At 63.5% G+C, this 17,714-nt stretch carries 14 protein-coding genes; 1 reads left to right on the top strand and 13 read right to left on the bottom strand.

Features of this window, described 5'->3' with window-relative positions; translation table 11 throughout:
- Positions 1–5: 5 nt before the first annotated feature.
- The 13 genes from mdcH to pilG all read right to left on the bottom strand — a co-directional run bounded on the left by mdcH (position 6) and on the right by pilG (position 16,363).
- Positions 6–917: a malonate decarboxylase subunit epsilon gene (gene mdcH, locus PMI26_RS12875; protein ID WP_007975429.1), complete on the bottom strand. Its 912-nt coding sequence runs from the start codon at positions 915–917 to the stop codon at positions 6–8.
- Positions 914–1,534 (bottom strand): malonate decarboxylase holo-ACP synthase, encoded by a 621-nt coding sequence (locus PMI26_RS12880; RefSeq protein ID WP_007975428.1) that lies wholly within the window; start codon positions 1,532–1,534, stop codon positions 914–916. The genes mdcH and PMI26_RS12880 overlap by 4 nt, the downstream gene beginning before the upstream one ends.
- A complete protein-coding gene (gene mdcE, locus PMI26_RS12885) occupies positions 1,528–2,334 on the bottom strand; it encodes a biotin-independent malonate decarboxylase subunit gamma (protein ID WP_007975427.1) in 807 nt (268 codons plus the stop codon). Before mdcE ends, PMI26_RS12880 begins: the two co-directional genes overlap by 7 nt.
- Positions 2,331–3,182 (bottom strand): biotin-independent malonate decarboxylase subunit beta, encoded by an 852-nt coding sequence (locus PMI26_RS12890; protein WP_007975426.1) that lies wholly within the window; start codon positions 3,180–3,182, stop codon positions 2,331–2,333. Before PMI26_RS12890 ends, mdcE begins: the two co-directional genes overlap by 4 nt.
- Entirely contained in the window at positions 3,175–3,474 is a 300-nt protein-coding gene (locus PMI26_RS12895; protein WP_007975424.1) for a malonate decarboxylase subunit delta, read from the bottom strand. The genes PMI26_RS12890 and PMI26_RS12895 overlap by 8 nt, the downstream gene beginning before the upstream one ends.
- Positions 3,474–4,349, bottom strand: coding sequence for a triphosphoribosyl-dephospho-CoA synthase (locus PMI26_RS12900; protein WP_007975423.1), 876 nt, complete (start codon positions 4,347–4,349; stop codon positions 3,474–3,476). Before PMI26_RS12900 ends, PMI26_RS12895 begins: the two co-directional genes overlap by 1 nt.
- Complete coding sequence (mdcA, locus tag PMI26_RS12905; protein WP_007975422.1) at positions 4,349–6,019, bottom strand: malonate decarboxylase subunit alpha; 1,671 nt, start codon at positions 6,017–6,019, stop codon at positions 4,349–4,351. Before mdcA ends, PMI26_RS12900 begins: the two co-directional genes overlap by 1 nt.
- 247 nt (positions 6,020–6,266) lie before the next feature.
- On the bottom strand, positions 6,267–6,728 hold the full coding sequence (locus tag PMI26_RS12910; RefSeq protein ID WP_007975421.1) for a chemotaxis protein CheW: 462 nt from the start codon (positions 6,726–6,728) through the stop codon (positions 6,267–6,269).
- Entirely contained in the window at positions 6,721–12,735 is a 6,015-nt protein-coding gene (locus PMI26_RS12915; protein ID WP_007975420.1) for an Hpt domain-containing protein, read from the bottom strand. The genes PMI26_RS12910 and PMI26_RS12915 overlap by 8 nt, the downstream gene beginning before the upstream one ends.
- 37 nt (positions 12,736–12,772) lie before the next feature.
- Entirely contained in the window at positions 12,773–14,833 is a 2,061-nt protein-coding gene (locus PMI26_RS12920) for a methyl-accepting chemotaxis protein (RefSeq protein WP_033047955.1), read from the bottom strand.
- A 152-nt stretch (positions 14,834–14,985) separates the two neighbouring features.
- Positions 14,986–15,525, bottom strand: coding sequence for a chemotaxis protein CheW (locus PMI26_RS12925; RefSeq protein ID WP_007975418.1), 540 nt, complete (start codon positions 15,523–15,525; stop codon positions 14,986–14,988).
- A gap of 10 nt (positions 15,526–15,535) precedes the next feature.
- Entirely contained in the window at positions 15,536–15,901 is a 366-nt protein-coding gene (pilH, locus tag PMI26_RS12930; protein ID WP_007975417.1) for a twitching motility response regulator PilH, read from the bottom strand.
- 57 nt (positions 15,902–15,958) lie between these two features.
- The gene (pilG, locus tag PMI26_RS12935; protein ID WP_007987791.1) at positions 15,959–16,363 is read right to left on the bottom strand and encodes a twitching motility response regulator PilG; all 405 of its coding nucleotides are present in this window, start codon (positions 16,361–16,363) and stop codon (positions 15,959–15,961) included.
- Between the two features lie 346 nt (positions 16,364–16,709).
- On the opposite strand from pilG, the gene gshB reads away from it, so the two are divergent.
- The gene (gshB, locus tag PMI26_RS12940; RefSeq protein WP_007975415.1) at positions 16,710–17,663 is read left to right on the top strand and encodes a glutathione synthase; all 954 of its coding nucleotides are present in this window, start codon (positions 16,710–16,712) and stop codon (positions 17,661–17,663) included.
- Positions 17,664–17,714: the final 51 nt, after the last annotated feature.

The following is a 17,714-nucleotide window of genomic DNA, read 5'->3' as shown; positions in this document are numbered from 1 at the left end:
GAGTTTTAGGAGTGGCGGCTTCCCTCCTCACGCATCAGCGCCTGCAGGGTATCGAGCCGCGCACCGTCAAAGGCAATCACGCTGCCCTGCTCGAACACCCGGCGCGCCAGCCCGGTCAGCACCGCACCGGGCGGCAGTTCGATCTGTAGACGTACGCCGCGCTCGTAGGCGCTTTGTACCGTGCCGCGCCAGTCGACGATGCGGCACATGTTGAAAGCCAGGTCGTCACGCAAGGCTTCAGGCTTGATCAGCGGACGCGCACGGCTGCCGCTCAGGTAGCCCACCTTCGGGGTTTGCAGCGGCACCTTGGCGAAGGCTTCGGCCAACTGTTGCGCGGGTGCTTCAAGCAATGGGCAGTGGGACGGCACGCTCACTGCCAGACGCTTGGCCAGGCCGGCCCCGCAACCTTTCGCCAACTCCGCGACCGTTTTCATCGCCGCGTCGCTGCCGGCAATCACCACCTGGTTATCGGCGTTGATATTGGCCAGATAAACCGGCGCATCAGCGCTGTGAACCTGCACCAACAAATCTTCCACCGTGGCCAGCTCCAGACCGATGATCGCGGTCATGCCGTAGCCCTGTGGATAAGCCTGCTGCATCAGCTCACCGCGCAGGCTGACCAGATGCAGCGCATCGCTGAAACCCAAGGCACCCGCCACCACTGCCGCCGGATATGCGCCGATCGACAAGCCGGCCACGTAGTCCGGGGCCATGGCCAACTGGCGTGAAGCGGCGACGCCAGCGATCAGCAGGCAAAGCTGAACCGCCCTCGTCGACCGCAGTGCTTCGGCAGAATCCAGCTGCGTCACGTCTTCACCGAGCCAATCGCTCGCCTCGTTCAACGTTTCCCGAGGCAAACGCGCCAGCATGCCGGGTTGCTGCGCACCCTGGCCGGGGAACACCAGCAAGCTGCTCACGCTGCCTGCTCCTGTGGATGCCACGGGGCAGTGACCAGACTGGCCTGAGTGGCACTTTTCAACAGGACCCGCGACGCAGTGCCGGCCCACTCGCGCAAGGCAACGGCGCCCAAGGGGGTCTGCAACTGCAGGTCCACGCGGCACACGGCCGTGTCGAGAATGGCCACCAGCGCCTGCGCGTCGGTACGACTCAACGGCCGCGGCGTTCGCAGGATCAGGTCGAGGTCGCTGCCCTCGTGCAATGCGGCAAACCCACTGGCCAACTCAAACCCGGCACTGCCGCTGACACCCCAGACCCAGCCACTCTCATCAAGGTGCGAACGCAGTTGCGCCAAGGCACGCAGCGCCGGGAAATCACGCAGGCCTTGAACACGGCAAAGTTCTTCCGGCCGCACCCGTCGCGTGATGGCGGCAACTTCCATCTCTGCGGCAAACCGCTGCTCGCGCAACGGCCCGCGCACGCCCACCGCCACCTGCCCCGCCGCGCTCAAGGCGCGACGGACCACCACCGGCTGGCCGGCACTGATCGAGTCGATCACCCACGCCGGGGCATCCACAGGCAACTGCCGTGGGGTCATGCCCCACAGCAGGTCGTGAGCCAGAAGCGCATTCACCACTGTGCTCTCAGCAATTGGCGAACCTTGCTCGACGCCGCACGATTGGCCGCACCGAGACGACCGCTGAGATCTGCACCCTTCTCGGCGATATCGCCCATCGCCTGCCCCAGGCACTCGGTCACCCGCGCCAGATCCGCCTTAGTCGGCTGCTCGATTTGCTCCACCGACAAGGTTTCCCACAGCAGCCCGAGGCTGGCATAGCTGTCGATGTCATAGGCCATCGGCGGCACGCTGGCCGCCAGGGCTTCGAGTTCTTCGACGCTGCGCAAGGTCACCCGCGCCGCCGACGCCTTGCCCATGGCATGCACCATCACCCCCGGATCGCGCAGAGCGATCAAGCGATTGGCCTGATAACCGTGGGCCAGGAACGCCCCGGACATTGCCTTGCCCACCAGCAAACCGATCACTGCATGGCCGGCCAGACGAGCACGGGCGTAACTGCCCGCCGCTGCGGCCAGCGCCTGATGGATGCCGAGGGCTTCTTCGCGGCGACCATAAGCCTGGCTTGGCACATCGACAATGGCGATCAGGGCGCGTTTGCGGGCCTTGTTCTGATCGGCGGCGATGACTTCATCCACCGCCTTGGCCAGGCCCCAGCCTTCTAGCAAACCCACTTCGCCATTGCGTGCACGGACGAAGCGGTTTTCCGGGTCGGCCACCACCGCGATGAAACGCACAGGCTGATCGCCCAGCGCACCGTCCGCGACCTTCAGCGAAGCCGGCAAACCCTCGACGACCACTTGCGCCCCGGCACTCAAGGCGTTGAACCAGTTCAAACCACGCAGGGAATACGAGCTCATGGGCGTTCTCCTTGGTACAGATCGCGAACCACGGACGGCTCGATTTGCGGTTCGGCGTCCAGACGCGCCAGGCGTTGCAGGAACAGTTCGGCCTGACGACTGCGTGATTGCGCCGGCAAACCCTGCTGGAGCAACTCACCCACCTGCTGGCGAATCTGCGCCACGTCGTCGGCAACATAGCGATCCACCAGACCACTGGCGAAGCGCTGCTCGCCACCGGTCAGGCTCCAGATGAAGGGCCGGTCGCGAGAGTCGTATTCCTCGAGTCCGGCTTCCTGCTCGATCACCTGTGGGCCGTTCAGGCCCAGTCGCGCTTCCTGGGTCACCAACAGGTAGCTGCACAACCCGGCGGCAATCGACATGCCGCCAAAGCAACCGACACTGCCCGCCACGACGCCGACCACGGGTTGGTACTGCTGCAAATCGACAATCGCCGCGTGGATGTCGGCAATCGCTGCCAGGCCGAGGTTGGCTTCCTGCAAACGCACGCCGCCGGTTTCCAGCAGCAGCACGGCGCGAGTCGGGATGCCGTTGCGGTTGTCTTCGGCGGCCAGTTCCAGTGCGCCGGCGATTTTTGCCCCGCCGACTTCGCCCAGGCTACCGCCCTGGAACGCGCCTTCGATGGCGGCGATCACCACCGGCAAACCATCAAGGTTGCCCTTGGCGATCACCACGCCGTCGTCGGCTTGCGGCACCACGCCCTGGCGCGACAGCCACGGCGACATGATCCGTTGAAAGGGGTCGAGCAGTTCGCGAAAGGTGCCGGCGTCGAGCAGGGCCTTGGCCCGTTGCCGCGCACCGAGTTCGACGAAGCTGTGCTTGTTCAGCAGGGATGCGCTGTCAGTCATGGCCGATCTCCTCGAAACCCTGCTCCAGACGCAGGCGCACCACGCCGGGGGTCGCGCCGAAATCGTGGATGTCGATGTCCATCGCCGGCGGCGTCTGGCCGTCGAACATCCGTGCGAACAGATGCTGCCAGCGTTGTTCGCTGCCATTGACCGAGGTCTGCACGTTGATCGTCAGCTTGCCGGCCTGACCCGGTTCGATCAGCACTTCCAGATCGCCCGAGCCGACACAACCCACCAGGGTGCGGCCACGTGGCGGCTGTCCGGCGGGAAATTCAAAAGATAAGGTTTCCATCAGAAAGCTCCCTGTTTGAGGCTGTCGCCCGACTCGATACGGTCGATGAACAGGCAGGCTGCGAGCAGGTCCGCAGCACCACCGGGCGAGGCATTCAACGCGATGAGTTGTTGGTCCAGCTCATGCAGGCGGCGACGTCCGGCGAGGCTGGCGCTACCTCCAGCATCGAGCACGGCCTGGGCGCCGAGTTGCATGGTGTGCAGGCCTTGTTCTCCAGCGCGATAAAGCACGCAGGTGTCGGCCAGATTCGTCATGATCGCCAGCAGCGCATCGAGCCGGGCGTTCTGTTCTCCATGGCCGGCGGCGCGGCTGCATTTGAGTTGCGGCAACGCGCGTTGCAACACCGCCGGGAACCCCAGTTGCGCTTCTTCACGGGCGCCCCGTGCGCCGTAGCGTTGGGCGACTTGAGCACCGTGACTGAGTGGACGCGGCGCGTAACGGTCGTCGAGCAGCGCCAGGCGCGCCGCACGAATCGATACGCTGCTTGCAGCCGTGGATTCAGGGTCCAGCGCAGCGGCAGTGACCAACAGGCCCAAGGCCCAGATCGCCCCGCGATGAGTGTTCACGCCGCCCGTGGTGTCGAGCATCGCTTGCTCGCCTTCGCGACCGATGCGACCGACGGCTTCGCGCAGGGGCAAGCCGATCTCACCGAACGCTGTCGCGGCATCGGCCATCGCCTTGAAGGCCGGCCACAGGGACAGCGCCGAAGCGTGCATCAGCCCCAGGTGCAAATCGCTGTGGGCGCCATTGCCGCGGCGGTCGACCAGTGCCGGTTTCGGCGACAGATCAGCCTCGTCGATCAGCGCGTCCACCGCCTGGTCCGCCAGCCGCTCGGCCAGGCTCAGGGTTTTGGGTTGCAGGTTGAATGCGTGCATTACCAGCTCCTGAACTTGGCGGGCGGGTTGTAGAGGCCTCCGGACCACTCCACCAGATCGGCCACGCTTTTCGCCGCGAGCAGTTCGCGAGTGGCGTCGGTGCGACGGATGCCGAGGTCTTCGGGCAAGGCGATCAGGCCTTCGCGGCGCATGCGCGCGGTGTCTTTGGGGTTGTGGCGCAGGCCGATGGCGGTCACCCCGGCGACGGCGGCGATCATCGCCTGGCGTTCTTCCAGCGAGCGCGCCTTGTACAGGTAGGCGATGCCTTCTTCGGTCAACAAATGGGTGACGTCGTCGCCGTAGACCATGATCGGCGCCAGCGGCATGCCGCTTTTCTTCGCTACATCAACGGCATCAAGGGTTTCGACGAAGGTCGGTTTACCGCCCTCCTGGAAGGTCTCGACCATCTGCACCACGAGTTTCTTGCCGCGCTCGAGCATCGGCTCGGCCACGTCGGTGTTGCGCATGTCGAGCCAGGCCGGGGTGCCATGGCGACGACCGCGCGGGTCGTGGCCCATGTTCGGCGCGCCACCGAAACCGGCCAGGCGCCCGCGGGTCACGGTGGAGGAATGGCCGTCGCCATCGACCTGCAAGGTCGCGCCAATGAACAGGTCCACGGCGTATTGCCCGGCCAGTTGGCTGAACATCCGGTTGGAACGCAGGGAACCGTCGCGCCCGGTAAAGAACACATCCGGCCGCGCCGCAATGTAGTTCTCCATTCCCAGTTCAGTGCCGAAGCAATGCACGCTTTCGACCCAGCCACTTTCAATCGCCGGAATCAGGGTCGGGTGCGGGTTGAGTGTCCAGTTGCGGCAGATCTTGCCTTTGAGCCCGAGGGATTCGCCGTAGGTCGGCAGGATCAGCTCGATGGCCGCGGTGTTGAAACCGATGCCGTGGTTGAGCGACTGCACGTTGTGTTTTTCGTAGATGCCGCGGATCGCCATCATCGCCATCAGCACGTGCACCGGTTTGATGTGCCGCGGGTCGCGGGTGAACAGCGGTTCGATGTAGAACGGCTTGTCGGCCACCACCACGAAGTCGACCCAGGAGGCGGGAATGTCGACGCGCGGCAGGTCGCTGACATCGTCCACCAACTGATTGACCTGGACAATGACGATGCCGTCGCTGAAGGCCGCCGGTTCGATCAGTGCCGGGGTGTCTTCGGTGCTCGGCCCGGTGTAGATGTTGCCGGCGCGGTCGGCCATGAAGCCGGCCGAGAGCACGACGTTGGGAATCAGGTCCACCACCAGCCGAGCGTAGAGTTCGATGTAGGTGTGGATCGCGCCGATTTCCAGCAGGCCGTCTTCGAGCAACTGGCTGATGCGCAGGCTTTGGGTGCCGGCGAAAGAGAAGTCGAGCTTGCGCGCGATGCCGCGTTCGAACAGGTCCAGATGCTCGGCGCGCCCGACGCTGGGCATGATCATGTGCAGGTCATGCAACTTCTCGGGGTCGGCCTTGGCCAGGGAGCGTGAAAGGAAATCCGCCTGCTTCTGGTTGTTGCCTTCGAGCACCACGCGGTCGCCCGGCAGGATCAACGCCTCCAGCGCCGCGACGATGTTATCGGTGGGCAGCACCACACCGTCGGCAAGACTTCGCACCAGCTCGAGACGCCGCTGCTTTTCGCTGCGCCGCCGCGTCCATCGCGAGTCGGGGGATATTGTTGTTGTCATGACCACTCCACGGGTTCGCTGTCGTGGAGGTCACATTAGGAGTGTTGGGTGGGGGCATCAATCAAGCAGAGTGGTGGATCGTTACGCTCAGGTTAATGATCGAGATCTGCGTCGCTCATGCTGGCCTCTTCGCGGGCAAGCCCGCTCCCACAGGGTTAGTGGTTGCCGTTGAATTTGGGCAACACACGGACACTGTGGGAGCGGGCTTGCCCGCGAAGAGGCCGGTGCAGTCAACGCAAGGCAGCGATCAGTTAGCCAACCCGGCATCCACCAACAACGCCTCCAGCGCCAACAGATCCGGCACCTTGGCCACCTGCTCCCCCACCTGCACCGCCGCCTGCTCCAGCGCACACAACGGCACATCCACGTAACTCAACTGGCTGTCGAGCTTGCACGAGCGCGGAATTCCCTGCACCAGCAGCGCGATGAACTTCAGTTCGGGGCGCCCGCCAAGGGCGTTGAGGATGACGATCCGCGCGCGTTCACCGATGACGATTTTCTGCCCGCAGGCCGATTCGAAACTCAGCAGCGGTATCTGCCGTTCGCGCCATGTCACCAGGCCCAGGTACCACGGCGGTGTGTCGAGATCGAAAGTCCCCGGTTGCTGGTAATCGATCAGCTCGGCCACGGCGACGTTGGGCAGGATCAGGTTGCGGTCGGCCAACGGCAGCAGCAGGCCGGTGAGGTTGCTGGTGCGGTGTTCAAGCATGGGTCTTGCTCCAAAAGGCGATGCTTTCGAGCAGCACCGATTCCTGGTACGGCTTGCCCAGGTAGTCGTTGACGCCGATGGCCATGGCGCGATCGCGGTGTTTCTGCCCAGTGCGGGAGGTGATCATGATGATCGGCAGGTGCTGCAGGCGTTCGTCGTTGCGCACCTGGGTCGCGACCTCGAAGCCGTCCATGCGCGGCATCTCGATGTCCAGCAGCATCAGGTCGGGCATGTGCTCTTCCAGCAGCAACATGGCATCGACCCCGTCCTTGGCGGTCAGCACGTTCATGCCGTGGCGTTCGAGCAAGCGGCTGGTGACCTTGCGCACGGTGACCGAGTCGTCGACCACCATCACCAGCAACGGCCGATGCGGTTCGACCTCGATCTCCTGCCCCGCGGGATGTTGGGGTACGCGGGCCTGCATGGCGCGGATCGGCGCCAGCAGATCCAGAATCAACACCACCCGACCATCGCCGAGAATCGTCGCCCCGGTCACCCCTTGCAGTGCCGCAAATTGCGGCCCCAGGCTCTTGACCACGATCTCGCGAGTGCCGGCCATGGCGTCCACCAGCACCGCGATGTGACGTTCGTTGCACTGCACCAGCAGCACCGGCAATGGCAGGCTCTGGCCCAACAGTTTCGGGCGCGGGATGGTTTTCAGCAGCTCACCCAGGTAGCACAGCTCGTAACGTTGCCCGGCGTATTCGTAGGTGGGCGAATCGAAACGGAAATAGCCTTCAAGCTCATTGGGCAAGACGCGAACGATACCGTCGATGGTATTGAGCGGGATCGCGTATTGATCCTCACCGCACTGCACCATCAGCGCCCGGTTGACCGATACGGTAAACGGCAGGCGAATGCGGAAATGCACGCCCTGCCCCGGCACCGAGTCGATGCTCATGGTGCCGCCCAGTTGCCGCACCTCTTCATGCACCACGTCCATGCCGACGCCGCGACCGGAGATCTGGGTGATTTTCTCGGCCGTGGAAAACCCCGGTTGCAGGATGAACTGCAACACGTCGTGATCACTGATGACGCTGTCCGGGGCGAGCATGCCGCGCTTGATCGCCTTGCGCCGCACCGCGTCCAGCGGCACACCGGCGCCGTCGTCGCGAATGTCGAAAATGATGTCGCCGCCTTCGCGCAGCAGATCGAGGGTGATCTTGCCCTTGGCCGGCTTCCCCGCCGCCAGCCGCGCTTCGACGGACTCCAGGCCGTGGTCGACGGCGTTGCGCAGCATGTGTTCCAGCGGCGCGGCCATGCGTTCAAGCACGTTGCGATCCATCTCGCCTTCGGCGTTATCGACAATGAAATCCACGTCCTTGCCCAGCTCGCTGGACACCTGGCGGACGATGCGCTGTAACCGCGGGAGCATGCGTTCGAATGGCACCATGCGCGTGCGCATCAGCCCTTCCTGCAACTCGGTGTTGATGCGGCCCTGCTGTTGCAGCAGGTTTTCCGTGTCCTGATTGCGTCGCTCGAGGGTCTCCTTGAGGTCGAGCAAGTCAGAGGCCGATTCGAACAGCGCGCGGGACAGTTGCTGCAATTGCGAGTGGCGGTCCATTTCCAGCGGGTCGAACTCTTCATAGCCCAGGCGTTCGGCGTCGACTTGCTGGCGGCTGAGGATCCGCCCCTGGGTTTCGGTATCGAGGCGGCGCAACTGGTCGCGCATGCGCTCGATGGTGGTCTCCATTTCGCTCAGGGCAATGTGCGCATCGTTGACCTGCTGTTCGATCCGACCACGGAAGATCGATGTTTCACCGGCCAGGTTGACCAGATCGTCGAGCAGTTCCGCCGAGACCTTGACCATGTCGGCGCCGGCATCGGACGGCGGCGTCAGTGGCTCGGCCTTGGGCGTGGCCGGCGACGCAACCGGCGCGAGCGCTTCGGGCACGGCTGGGTGGCTGAAGTTCTTGATCGCATCGATCAAACGGTCGGCGGGCGGCATCGGCTCACCGGCGCGAGCCGCGTCGAGCATCTGCGCCAGGCGGTCATGGCTGCGTTGCAACAGCGCGAACAACGGCGCCGTCGGTTGCAGCACGCCGGTGGACAGGCCTTCGTAGAGGAATTCCAGCTCATGGGCCAGGTCGCCAATCGCGGCGATTTCCACCATGCGCGCGCCGCCCTTGAGGGTGTGCAGGTCGCGCAGCAGGGTTTCCACTTCCTGACGGCTCGAAGGCTGGGCCTGCCAGCGCTCCAGCGCCGCACCGGAGCTTTCGATGATGTCGAAACCTTCCTCGAGGAAGATCTCCAGCAACTCCGGATCATGGGCGACCGAGTCATTGGTGGCCGCCAGTTCGCTGACCTCGGCGGCGCCCGAGTGGCCCTGCCGGTAGGCGCGAATGGCCTCGATCAGCTCAGCGCAATCGCCCAAGGGCTGGCTGTGCCGTAGCTGGTCAAGGTACTGCGCCAAGCGGTCATGGCTCTGCTGCAACAGCACCGCCAATGAGTCGCTGTAGGCGTAGCGACGATCCACCAGGCCTTCGTAAAGGCTTTCCAGTTCATGAGCCAGATCACCGACCGGCCCGACCTCGGCCATGCGCGCGCCGCCTTTGAGGGTGTGCAAATCCCGTTGCAGGGACGACAGCGGCGCGGCGTTGTCCGAGTCGCGCAACCAGCGCTGCAAGGCCTGACCGGCGCTTTCGAGGATATCCACCGCTTCTTCAAGGAAAATCGCGACGATCTCGTCGTCCAGTTCGCGCCCCTCTCCTGTAGGAGCGAGCTCGCTCGCGATGGTCTCACCGGCGCCGCGTTTATCCAATGATAACGCGGCATCGTTAGCGCCCATCGCGAGCGGGCTCGCTCCTACAGGGGGTAGCGTGTGCTCTAGATCGGCGGTGGCAGCTCCCAATTCGCGGATGCTCAGGGTGCGGCTGCCATCACTGCGGATCAAGCCCATGGCCGACGGGTCGAGGCTCTCGTCGAGCAACTCGCGCAAGGCCCTGACCCGTTGCGGCTGCGGGCTGACTTCCTGACCGGCGGCCAGTTCGTCGAGCATATTGATCAGCGCTTCGTGGGCGCCCTGAGCCTCATGGAAAAACCGCTCGCTGACCGCCAGGCTGCTTTCTTCCACGGCACCATAGAGGTCGAGCAACGCCTCGCACAGCTCATCCACCGGGTGCAGGTCGGCCAGGTGGGCGCCTTCGCCGAGGGTGGTCAATTCATCCAGCAGCGCGCTGAGTTCCTGGCGTTCGCCGGGGTGTTGCTGCCAACGTTGCAGCAGGCTCTCGGCGTCCAACAGGATGTCCATGCCCTGGGCGAGGAAGTTGTTGATCAGTTGCGGATCGCGCTTGACCCGCAACCCGGTGTTCGGTGTGCTCAGCAGGTTTTCCAGGCGCTCGGCCAGCAGCGCTTTGGCACGCTCGGTCAAATCCCGGGCGCCAGGAATTTTCGCCAGCGGATCGGACTTGAGCTGGCGCAAACCGAGGCGGAACAGCCCTTCTGCCTCCAGCAGCAATTCCACTTCGTCCAGGTCCAGCGCGATCAGGTGCGCCTTGTATTCCCGGGCCAGTTGATCCAGCGGCGCGGCCAGTTCGGCAATCGGCAAGACACCGGCCATATAGGCACTGCCCTTGAGGGTGTGCAAGGCACGCTGCAATTCGTCGCTGGCCTGCAACGGCACGTGCTCGGCGGCCTGATCGAGGAAGCGATTGAGGCTGCCCAAATGGGTTTGCGCCTCTTTGCGGAAGATCTCCAGCAACAGCGGGTCGAGGGCCGCGACATCCTGCGTATCCTCATCGGACACCGGTTCGTCGCCCTTGGCCAAGGCATGGGCGCGGGCGGCCAACTGGTCGACATCGTTGCGCTGGCGCTGGGCATTGGCGGCGTATTCCGCCACCAGCTCCGGCAGCAGTTGCAGCACTTCGCCGATCAGTTGCTGCACCGTAGCGCCCGGCTCCACGCTGTTTTCCAGGACGCGGTTGAGCAGGTTTTCCACGGCCCAGGCCAGCTCGCCCAGCACCAGGGCACGCACCATGCGGCCACTGCCCTTGAGGGTATGAAAAGCGCGGCGCAGTTCGCTCAGGGCCGAGCGGTTGTCAGGGTTGACCGACCAGCGCGGCAAATACTCGCGCAGGATTTCCAGGACTTCGTCGGTCTCTTCAAGGAACACCTCACGCAGTTCCTCGTCCACCGGCTCTTCGCCCGGGGGTGGCGGCAGCAGGCTGCCCGGGGTGTCCAGGGCAGGCGGGTTCAGGCTCGAAACCGGGCTGGCGAGCACATCGGCCAGGGTCTGGACGATCTGCGGGTCATCCAGCTCCTGCATCATCTGCATGACCTGCGCTTCGCTCGGGTTGAGCACTTCGTCCAGCACGGGCACATGCTGCTCACTGGGGAAAAACCCTAGGTTCGCCAGGCTCTTTTCCGCGACATCGAGCAGGTTTTCACCCTGCGCCTGCGGGTCATCGCCGAGGCGCTCGAGGTAGTACTCGATGCTGGTGATCACGTCGGCCAGGCTGTCCAGCTCCTGCCAGCCCGGCTGACCCGGCTCGAGCAACAGGTGCTCGCGAATGAAGTGATTGCAGGTGTCGACCAGGCTCGCCGCCCGGCTCAACGGAATCATCGCCAGCGCGCCGCGTACCTGGGTCAGCAAGGCCGGCAGCGCCTGCAAATGCTGGCGGTCCCAGTCGGCGTCGATGTAGTCGACGATCATGTCCTTGGCCTGCTGCAAACAGATGCGGGCCTCCTTGATCACGATCTGATGGATCTGCGTCAGGTCGGTGGTCGGCAGGCGGTTGTCATCCTGGCTCTCCGGCTCCACGGTTCCGACCATGCCGGCCAGCGTCGCCTCGACGTACAACAGGGCCCCGGCAACGTCCATGAGGATCGCATCGTTGGGTTCGCGCTGGCCCTGGGCGAGGCTGAGCACCACCGCCAATTGGTCGATGATCACCTTGCGCGGCTGGCCGAAGCCCAGGACCGCCAGGGTATCGGCGATTTGCCGCAGCGGCGCCAGCAGGCTGTCGAGGTCAGCGGTGTGCTGGCGGTCACTGCGCACGAACAGATCCAGGCGCTCCTTGACCCGCACCAGCTCTTCGCACAGCGCTGCCAGCACCGAGCGCATGGCGTCACGGTCGGGACCGGCCAGCCGCGCGCGTTCTTCATCGACCATCGCGCTGTCGGGCAGCGCGTCGTCCAGTGAGTAGCGTTCTTTCATGGTCAGCATCTGCCCGGTGGGATGTTCGGCTTTGGCAATGTAGAACAGCAAACTCTTGAGCAGCTCCGGTGGCGCCGGTTGGTTGATGCCGCGCATGCCTTCTTCGAGCAGGCGCTTGAGTTCCTTGTCGGCGTCCTTGAACAGGCTGCGCAAGGCCGGGCTGTTGGCAATCGCACCGCCCTGCATGCCTTCGACCAGCGCCGAGGCCACCTGCCATAGCGGGTTCAGGGGTGCATTGGCGCACAGTGCTTCGAGGCGGGTGAAGACCTTGGCCAGGTAGTCGAGGTTGGTTTCGTTGTCCTGCTCACGCAGGAACCCGACCAACGCCATTTGCAGCATCTGCCGCAGTTTGCGCAGCACATTGGGCAATTCGGCCGGCTCAAGCTGCGCCAGGGTTTCTGCGTCCAGCGCAGGCAACTCGGGTAATTGCGGGCTGAACAGGCTGGTTTCCGACAGCAGGCTTTCGCCACGGGCGCTGCGCAGGTCGTTGATCAGGGGCAACACCACCAGTGGCAAATCGCGGCGCGCACCTTGCACCCGGTCCAGGTAGATCGGCAACTGCCCGAGGGCCTGCATCAACAGGTGCAACGCCTCGTCGCGATGGCTGACACGGTTGCCCTGCAAGGCCATGGCCAGTTGTTCCATTTCTTCGGCGAGCAATGCCGCACCGTAGAATTCGACCATCTGCAAACTGCCGTGGACCTGATGGATGCACGCAAGGCATTCATCCAGCGCGTGCGTCGCCTGCGGGTCATCGAGCAGGTTTTCAATCGCGTGATGAGCCTGTTTCAGCGTTTCGGCAATCTCGCCCTTGACCCACTCGAGGGCCACATAGTCGTGCCGATCACCCATAACCACTCCAATCACAATTCAGATACCCATGGGCGGTTCAAGCTTTGTCCACAACCTGCGCCTTGGCATCCGGCAAGGTGAAACCGGACACCGAACGACGCAACTGACTGGCCATTTTAGCCAGGTTGCCGATGCTGTCGGCCGTGGCGGTGGAACCCGACGACGTCTGCGAGGTGATCTGCTGGATCACGTTCATCGTCAGGGAAATCTGTCCGGCCGACGACGTCTGCTGCTGCGCGGCATTGGAGATGCTCTGGATCAGCGCCGCGAGCGTCTTCGACACACCCTCGATTTCTTCCAGGGCCACACCGGCATCCTGCGCCAGACGGGCGCCGCGCACCACTTCAGTCGTCGTCTGCTCCATGGAGATGACCGCTTCGTTGGTGTCGGTCTGGATCGCCCGCACCAGGGTCTCGATCTGCCGGGTGGCGGCGGACGAGCGCTCGGCCAGCCGCTGCACTTCATCGGCCACCACGGCGAAACCGCGACCGGCGTCGCCGGCCATGGACGCCTGGATGGCCGCGTTGAGGGCGAGGATGTTGGTCTGGTCGGCAATGTCATCGATCAGGCTGACAATGTCGCCGATTTCCTGGGACGACTCGCCAAGACGCTTGATGCGCTTGGCGGTGTCCTGAATCTGCTCGCGAATGTTGTCCATGCCGTGGATGGTGTTGTGCACCACCTCGTTGCCCTTGTTGGCGATTTCCACCGAGCGTTCGGCAACCGCCGAAGATTCAGCGGCGTTGGCCGACACCTGGTCGATGGACTCGGCCATGTCGTTGATCGCCATCGAAGCCTCGGAAATCTGCTGGGCCTGATGCTCCGAAGCCTGGGCCAGGTGCATGGCGGTGGCCTGGGTTTCCTGCACGGCGGCGGCGACCTGGCCGGCGGTGAGGTTGATGGTCGCGACCAGATCGCGCAACTGGTCGACGGAGTAATTGATCGAGTCGGCGATGGTGCCGGTAAAGTCTTCCGTCACCGAGGCCGTCACCGTGAGGTCGCCGTCGGCCAGGTCTTCGATCTCGTCGAGCAAACGCATGATCGCGTTCTGGTTACGCTCGTTTTTTTCGGCGGTTTCGCGCAGCTGGCGATTGGTTTCGCGCACCATCACCAGGCCGATCAGGATGATCGAAGCCAGCGCCAGCAAGCCCAGCACATAACCGCCTATGGTGTCGGTGGTGCGCCCGCCGACCATGTTTTCAAAACCGCTGGCCAGGTGTGAGGCTTCGTCGAGCAGGGTTTGCGACAGACTGAAAATGTTCGAGGCCGATTCACGGACCTTGAACAGCTCAGGCGAGGTTTCGAGGATCTCGTCCACCGAGCCCGAGACGAACTCGAACAGCTCGGCGATTTCCGCCAGTCGCGCACGGGCGTCGTGGTCTTCGACCTGGCTGACCTTGAGCGCCGGGTCGCCTTGGAGCATGCCGTTGAGCACCTTGCCGAACTGCGTCGCGTCACGCCCGAACGCATCGGCGGCCTGCTGTGAGTTTTCGTCGCCGGCCAATACCGTATTGACCGCACCGAGGATCCGCTCGGCCAGCAGCGATTGGCGCTGGGCCATGGCCACCTGGGCTGCCGGGGCGCCCCGTTGCAGGAGGATCTCGACGACTTTTTCGTACTCGACCTGCAATTGCGGCACGGTTTCAGCCAGCGTCGCGGCGACCTGATGCAGGGACAGTACGGTTTGCTCGCTGGAGAGAATCGCGTCGGTGTTTTTCAGCAGGTGTTCCCAGTCCTGTTGCACCGCGCGCATCTCTGGACGCACGGTGGCGGGGGCCGGTGGCAGGCTGGTGGCCGGGTCGCCCTTCTTCAGATAGCCCCAACGCCGGGCAAAATCGTTGCGCGCATCGCTGAGCAACTTGAACGCGGCAGCCTTGCCGGCGGCCGCTTCGGTGGCGTTCTTGGCGATACGCTGGGACAGCACGCGCAGTTCGCCGGCGTGGCCGATGTACTGTTTGTCGTAGGTAGCCTGAGTGTTGAGGTACGCGAAGTTGGCGAACAGCAGCATGATGAAGACGATCAGCGCGATAAACAGCACGATGATCTGCGACCGGCTGCGCGACCCTTCCATTGGCTTGCCTGCTTTTGTTTTTATCATCGGTCCTCGCCTGTTAACCCACTTTTGCGCTTGCCAGGAAACCTGTGGGAGCGAGCTTGCTCGCGATTGCGTTGTGTCAGTCGACATCAATGTTGGCTGCAAGTCCGTCATCGCGAGCAAGCTCGCTCCCACAAGGTTCCCTGGTTTTCCGGTTAAATCGCGACGTTCATGAACCCCTGAGACCGCGTCAACGCAAACGGGCTGAACACCTGCCAGCACTGCCCGCGCTGAAACCGGCCTTTGACGAATGCCGCCACCGGCCCCTTCAACGCGTCTGCCGGCACCGGCTCCAGGCTGCCCCGGGCAAAGTGCTGGAGGCCGAAGACTTCATCGACCAGCAACCCGGCAAACACCTCATCGTGGTCCACCACCAACACCCGGCGCTGCCGGCGCACCGCCGAAAGTTCGTGCCCGAAGAAACCGCTCAGATCCATGACCGGCAGCAATCGCCCGCGCAGGTTGGCGACACCCTTGACCCAGGATTTGACCCCCGGCAGCTGAGTGAGTCGCGGCTCATGCAAGACTTCGCTGACCTCACTCATGGGCGCGACATACCAGTACTCGCCCAGGCGAAAACCGATGCCGCTCCAGCTGTCCCGACGGGTCGGCTGGGACGGCAAGTCCGCCGCCAGCAAACGACAGCGCTGGTCGATCTGCAGCAGCAGTTCGAAAGCCGTCAGCGACTCGTTCATGGCTTGACGATCAACCGGCCAGCACGTTGTTCAGGGTCTTGATCAGGGTCTCTTCATCGACCGGTTTGGTCAGGTAGTCCTTGGCGCCCTGGCGCGTACCCCAGACCTTGTCGGTGTCCTGGTCCTTGGTGGTGATGATGATCACCGGGATGTGTCCGGTTTCCGGGTCCTTGGTCAACTGGCGTGTTGCCTGGAAGCCATTGAGGCCGGGCATGACGATGTCCATCAGGACGGCGTCGGGCTTTTCCTGGCGGGCCAGGGCCACGCCGTCGGCGCCGTTTTCGGCTTTCAAGACTTCATGACCATGCTTTTCCAGCATGCCGGTCAGTTTGTACATTTCGGTCGGCGAATCATCGACGATCAGAATACGTGCCATGGTCTTCCCCATTCTTGTCGACGCAGGGCCCGATGGCCGAGCGTCACTGTGCGTGTCCTACTGCGGCAAAACAGCGGCGAAACCAGGTACATGGGCCTGGATCGCATCGAGCAATTCTTCCTTGCTGAAAGGCTTGGTCAAAAACTGGTCGGAGCCGACGATGCGCCCCTTGGCCTTGTCGAACAGGCCATCCTTGGATGACAGCATAATCACCGGGGTGGACTTGAACGCACTGTTGTTCTTGATCAGAGCGCAGGTCTGATAGCCATCCAGGCGCGGCATCATGATGTCGACAAAGATGATGCCGGGGTGGTTATCGGCAATCTTGGCCAGGGCATCGAAGCCGTCGATGGCCGTGATGACCTCACAACCCACGTTCTTGAGCAGCGTTTCGGCGGTACGACGGATCGTCTTCGAATCGTCGATCACCATGACCTTCAAGGCGCTGGGGTGCTGTTCCATAAGATGCTCTGCGTCGCCTTTACGAATCAAATTGTCCGTTTGCGGGTAATTGGCGGCTCGAAACCCTTGATACTCAAGGGCCAGCACGGCATGGCAGCCTTTTTAGCACAGTCTCCAGAACCAATCTATCGGCCGACCGGGGCGATGGTTTTTCCTTGACCGCAAACACACTCAGCGCCACTCTGACGCCACTTTTATACGGCCCTTTGGCCTGATCGCTTTTTGTGGGAGCGAGCCTGCTCGCGATGGTGTATCAGCTGCATTGATGTCGACTGACACGCCATCGCGAGCAGGCTCGCTCCTACAGAAGATCAACGTCCGGCCCCCAAATTTCGAGGAAAACCCAATGAGCGTTCGCGTCGGGATTGTCATGGACCCTATCGCCAGCATTTCCTATAAAAAGGATAGCTCGCTGGCCATGCTGCTGGCCGCGCAGAAGCGTGGCTGGGAGCTGTTCTACATGGAACAGCGCGACCTGTATCAGGGCGAAGGTGAGGCCCGGGCGCGGATGCGTCCGCTACAGGTGTTCGCCAACCCGGAAAAATGGTTCGAACTGGGCGCCGAAAGCGACGCGCTGCTGAGCGATCTGGACGTGATCCTGATGCGCAAGGATCCGCCGTTCGACATGGAGTTCGTCTACTCCACCTACTTGCTGGAACAGGCCGAGCGCGCCGGTGTGCTGGTGGTCAACAAGCCGCAGAGCCTGCGCGACTGCAACGAAAAGCTGTTCGCCACGCTGTTCCCGCAGTGCACGCCGCCGACCGTGGTCAGCCGCCGCGCCGACGTGTTGCGTGAGTTCGCCGCCAAACACGGCGATGTGATCCTCAAGCCGCTGGACGGCATGGGCGGCACGTCGATCTTCCGTCACCGCGCGGGCGACCCGAACCTGTCGGTGATCCTCGAAACCCTCACGGCCCTCGGCGCCCAGCAGATCATGGGCCAGGCCTACCTGCCGGCCATCAAGGATGGCGACAAGCGCATCCTGATGATCGACGGCGAGCCTGTGGATTATTGCCTGGCACGGATTCCGGCCCAGGGCGAAACCCGTGGCAACCTCGCCGCCGGCGGCCGTGGCGAAGCCCGTCCCCTGACCGAAAAGGATCGCTGGATCGCCGCACAAGTCGGCCCGACCCTGCGTGAAAAAGGCCTGTTGTTCGTTGGCCTGGACGTGATCGGCGAGCACCTGACCGAGATCAACGTCACCAGCCCGACCTGCATCCGCGAAATCGACAATGCCTTTGGCACCGATATCGGCGGCCTGCTGATGGATGCCATCGATCAGAAGCTCAAGGCACGTTGATTAGCCAAACCAACATTGCGTTATCATGCGCGGCCTGTGAAAACGCGATGT

It is taken from the genome of Pseudomonas sp. GM33 (assembly GCF_000282295.1).
Taxonomy (GTDB): domain Bacteria; phylum Pseudomonadota; class Gammaproteobacteria; order Pseudomonadales; family Pseudomonadaceae; genus Aquipseudomonas; species Aquipseudomonas laurylsulfatiphila.
This window is presented reverse-complemented; position numbering and strand designations above follow the sequence as displayed.

Excerpts from the sequence above, each read along its gene's own strand:
- mdcE (WP_007975427.1), bottom strand. The coding sequence starts at position 2,334 with ATGAGCTCGTATTCCCTGCGTGGTTTGAACTGGTTCAACGCCTTGAGT.
- PMI26_RS12890 (WP_007975426.1), bottom strand. The coding sequence starts at position 3,182 with ATGACTGACAGCGCATCCCTGCTGAACAAGCACAGCTTCGTCGAACTC.
- PMI26_RS12895 (WP_007975424.1), bottom strand. The coding sequence starts at position 3,474 with ATGGAAACCTTATCTTTTGAATTTCCCGCCGGACAGCCGCCACGTGGC.
- PMI26_RS12900 (WP_007975423.1), bottom strand. The coding sequence starts at position 4,349 with ATGCACGCATTCAACCTGCAACCCAAAACCCTGAGCCTGGCCGAGCGG.
- mdcA (WP_007975422.1), bottom strand. The coding sequence starts at position 6,019 with ATGACAACAACAATATCCCCCGACTCGCGATGGACGCGGCGGCGCAGC.
- PMI26_RS12910 (WP_007975421.1), bottom strand. The coding sequence starts at position 6,728 with ATGCTTGAACACCGCACCAGCAACCTCACCGGCCTGCTGCTGCCGTTG.
- PMI26_RS12915 (WP_007975420.1), bottom strand. The coding sequence starts at position 12,735 with ATGGGTGATCGGCACGACTATGTGGCCCTCGAGTGGGTCAAGGGCGAG.
- PMI26_RS12920 (WP_033047955.1), bottom strand. The coding sequence starts at position 14,833 with ATGATAAAAACAAAAGCAGGCAAGCCAATGGAAGGGTCGCGCAGCCGG.
- PMI26_RS12925 (WP_007975418.1), bottom strand. The coding sequence starts at position 15,525 with ATGAACGAGTCGCTGACGGCTTTCGAACTGCTGCTGCAGATCGACCAG.
- pilH (WP_007975417.1), bottom strand. The coding sequence starts at position 15,901 with ATGGCACGTATTCTGATCGTCGATGATTCGCCGACCGAAATGTACAAA.
- pilG (WP_007987791.1), bottom strand. The coding sequence starts at position 16,363 with ATGGAACAGCACCCCAGCGCCTTGAAGGTCATGGTGATCGACGATTCG.
- gshB (WP_007975415.1), top strand. The coding sequence starts at position 16,710 with ATGAGCGTTCGCGTCGGGATTGTCATGGACCCTATCGCCAGCATTTCC.